At 52.5% G+C, this 4106-nt stretch carries 2 protein-coding genes; both read right to left on the reverse strand.

The window, feature by feature from the left end:
- Positions 1 to 767: 767 nt before the first annotated feature.
- On the reverse strand, positions 768 to 1457 hold the full coding sequence (locus tag FJ147_27695) for a hypothetical protein (GenBank protein ID MBM4259668.1): 690 nt from the start codon (positions 1455 to 1457) through the stop codon (positions 768 to 770).
- On the reverse strand, positions 1454 to 3769 hold the full coding sequence (locus tag FJ147_27700) for a glycosyltransferase (GenBank protein MBM4259669.1): 2316 nt from the start codon (positions 3767 to 3769) through the stop codon (positions 1454 to 1456). Before FJ147_27700 ends, FJ147_27695 begins: the two co-directional genes overlap by 4 nt.
- Between the last annotated feature and the right edge of the window lie 337 nt (positions 3770 to 4106).

The following is a 4106-nucleotide window of genomic DNA, read 5'->3' on the forward strand; positions in this document are numbered from 1 at the left end:
AAGAAGCGCAAAGTCCCCGTACCACGCATACCGATTCGGGGAAATCAGACCTCAGTCTACCGCCTCGTAGCTGCGTATAACAAACAAAGAGTGAAACCCTCTTCCCAATGACCTTTACAGCAGTGGGCGCGAGCCCCTCCAGCCGGCGCTTCAAGAATAAGCGCGGGTGGTCGGTCAACCAAAAGCAAGTTGACAATGATTGGGCGGTACTCCGCATGAGGCGAAGCTTCAAGTTCTCGATTATAAGCTTGGACCCCGGAAAAAAAGCATCCCAGCATCGCCAGTACAAGGTACTGTCCTGAGCAGTTGGAGCCCTCTCCAATGCTCCCTGACTACTCTGCAGAGCATTATGGACATGCTTGACAGTGGCGATCAGCATCTCGTCGTCAAGGCGATACGCGGGTTGCGTCGCAAACTCCACGGGGACCTCGGCAAGGATGTCTCGTCCGATAATAACCCAGGGTGAGATCGGCACTCTGATCGCATTCCCGTACAAACGCGAGGTATGCCGGGCAACTAGATATCCTTGTTTTTCAAGGTACTGTAGCTGCTCAGACTCACTGGCGAACGTCTTTTCCTGCGGCCAGTGCGGTCCAAAAACTGAGAACCCGACGTATCTTTCTCTATCAGTGCCGCGCTCAGACTTCGACAGATGGCATGCCGAAAGCACAAGCGCTACTCCCAGCAAGACATAGGACATCAGTCTTAAAGAGCCAGGTATCACGTAATCGCACCACAAACGCAAAAAATCCAACACTCCACCTTAGCTAGGAACGAACCGATAACAGTTGCACATAGGCATTGTCGTTCCAGGTATATCCCCCCTCTTGGAAATCAAAACCGGCAACCATACACAGCGCCTTTAACGCCTCAACGGTCGGAAGCCACCACCACGGCGCGAAATCGTCGAGGTTCCAGGTAGTTGTCTCCTGAGTCAAACCGATCGCGCCAGTGCCAACAATACGCTTCCAATACGCTTGAATGACAGCCCGATCCTTCCCTTGCAAAGCAGGTACGAACAGAGCGGCAGCCTTCGGTATCTCTAGCGAGCCTTGTTCATTGACGATACGTGAAGCAGTAACAACAGAAGTCAACACCAAAGACTCCCGGGTCACGGCACGCAACGCCCGTAGAAAACGCAGAGGGTCAGGAATATGGTACAGAATACCCGAACAATGCACGACATCGAACCGTGGACAGGAAGCCCCTTCAGCCAGTGCTACAAGGTCACTACTGATGCAACGGACCTCAGGAAGTTGTAGTGCTCGTCTACGTTCTTCAAAGAGACTCCAAAGGTCGCTATCCAGCGGAGAGACATCAATCATCGCTAAGTCATTCGCACCGTGCACGTGTGCTACCGAGACTTTCTCGTTCACTGTTCCCCAGAGGCCGCCAACCTCAGCGAAGGATTTTCCTCTGACGACTTTGCTAATGTATACATCTCGTAGATCGCTCACAGTGCTTCCCCACGCAGCAGAGTTCTTTTAATGCGGTTCTTCAAGGGCAAGAGCCATTTGATGTCTCGCTTCAGCGCACGCTCGTAGTACGTTAAAAACTGGCGCCGGAGGGCAAAGTACGCCGCAGTCCGCCATCGACTAGCGGGCAGTGGACTGCCCATACTAAGGGGACCGGTCACCGCAGGCTGCTGTTCGCGTTCCTGCCACAACCAGTCGGTCACTGCCACTAGTCGTAGATGCTCTATGGTTTGGAGAGCACATACTTGTCCAACCGCCAGTGCTACTGGCACTCGCGGTTGGATAGAGTTGAGCCGGATTGCTTCTGTAATCAACTCCGACATCCGTTTCCCCATTTGGTCTAACCGAAAAGCTCCTTCAACACGCCGGCGCCCAGCCTGACCCATTTTTCGGCTCCGTTCTTTATCTTGCAGGAGTAAGCCAATCGCCTCTGCGTAGCGCTCAGCCTCGTCGAGTTCTTCCCCTCGCTTCATCAGTATCCCACAGTCCGAGGAGACAAGTTCTCGCTGTCCTCCGACGTCAGCACCGACAACCGGCAAGCCACATGCCATTGCTTCGAAAACCGACAGTGAGATCCCTTCCCACAGAGAAGGCAAGAAAAAAAGGTCGGAAGCTACCATCAACTCGCGTACTCGGTCGTTGGAGACCGTGCCCAGCAGCCGCACGCAGTCGCTGATCTTCTGTTTCCTGACAAATGAGCGTAACCACTCGAGATCCGGCCCATCGCCCGCTACCAGTACGAGAAAAGGGAGCCTCTTCCGGGCGAGGCGGAGTACGGTCTCAGCCAATACGCGTGGTTGTTTTTGCGCGCAAATTCGGCCGGTAAAAAGAATGACAGGCAAGTCTTCTTTCACTTGCAGCTCATGTCGAACGCGCGACCGTTGCTCAGGGTCAGGCCGCCAGCAATCCGCATCAATATTGGTCGAGCAGACGTGAATACGCTGAGGATCGGCCCCTTTTTCCGTCATCCACGTTTTCAGATGTTCGGATGACACAATATTCAGATCCAACAGTTCCTGATATTCCACCGCCATCCGAGGATAGCCACCATTTTTCCAGTATTCCTCTTCGATATGGCAATAGTCGAGGAACACCACTCCTGGACAATGCGCACGTAAATAGGGAAGCAAACAATAGCTTAGCTCACTGTTTGATATAAGCACGACATCAATCTGGCGAGATTGGATCAAGTAGCGGAGAAAGCGAGGATAATCCACTAAGCGCAAGAAGTGAGGCAAGATAAAAACGTCCGGCGTGTATCGCGTAAAGTGGGGAAACCACGAAGAATCGCCAGGAAGAGTAGTTGCGACACTCACCTCCCACCCTTGGCGGGTCATCTGGTCGACGACATCGAGATTGAACTTATCTGCTCCCCCGCAGGTCATCCACGGGAGGAGCATCAGCAGTCGTGGTTTCTCTTTCCGGAGGGCGTTTTGCCACGGCGCCTCATACGGAACAGTCTCCATTGGTTGCTGTTGACGAACTTGGATACGCGGAATGCCTTTTTTCCATAGGCGCGGATAACGCTGGCGGAGTTTTGCACGGAAAGCTTGCTGCCGCTCGGCATCATCCCAGTTCGCCCACCGATCACTATGGGAGGCTCTCCGTCGATACCAGTCCAGGTATTCAGGCAACGTGTCCCCCCAATACCCGTGATCTGCACATCGTAACCAAAAGTCCCAATCTTCGAGTCCATCCCTGATCGTATCATCATAGCCATTCACAGCACTATGCACGGCTTTGCGAATGGCACTCGTCATGTCAACTTGGTTTTCTTCGAGAAACACATCGAGGCGATGAAACCCCTCTTGCCAGAGATATTCGTGAGCACCGAATCCGACAGAATATCCTTTGACAAAAGCAAACTCAGGATACGATTCAAGAAACCACGCCCACTTCTCCGCTGCAGTCGGCTCTAGCAGGTTGTCACTATCAAGCAAGACCACCAAAGGAGCTGTCGCTTCGCGAAATCCCCGGTTACGTGCAGCACTTGGCCCTTGGTTCACGGACAAATCAAGGATGCGAATGCGGGGGTCAGAGAAACGATATTGGTCAAGAATGGCCAATGCTTCAGGATTCGTCGAGCCGTCGTTAACAATGATCCATTCCCATTGCTGCAACGATTGCTGCAAAATGGTTCGGGCCGTCTCATGGAATATCGCTCCGGTATTGTAGAATGGAGTCAATATAGTAACGCACGGTGATGCCGAAGTACTTTCCGGAACGTAGGAAAACTGCGCGTACTGAAAATAAGCAGGAGTATTCGTATAATCGGGTTTCGTGGGATCAATCATTTTTCGTCTCCGTCGAAGGGTCAGACGCGATAGAGGCTGGAGGCGCAACCGTCTTTAACTTCACTCCGATGCGCGTCCACAGTCGACTTTGCCACTCCTGTGCTCGTCCACGCCATCGTTCAGCTTCTGTCTGCCATCGTTGTAGCTGTTCTTCGAGCCATACTTTTGCTTTCTCTAACTCTCCGATTCTCTGCTGCTGTTCCTTGCAGATTTTCTCATGCTCTCCAGCTATCGTTTGCCAATTCACTCGTTGTTCCTCAAGCCAACTCTTGGCCTTTTCGAGTTCGCCGATCCAGGTTTTCTGTTCTTGAATAATAAGATCACGGTCATTTGCCGC

It is taken from the genome of Deltaproteobacteria bacterium (genome assembly GCA_016874775.1).
Classification (GTDB): domain Bacteria; phylum Desulfobacterota; class Binatia; order Bin18; family Bin18; genus VGTJ01.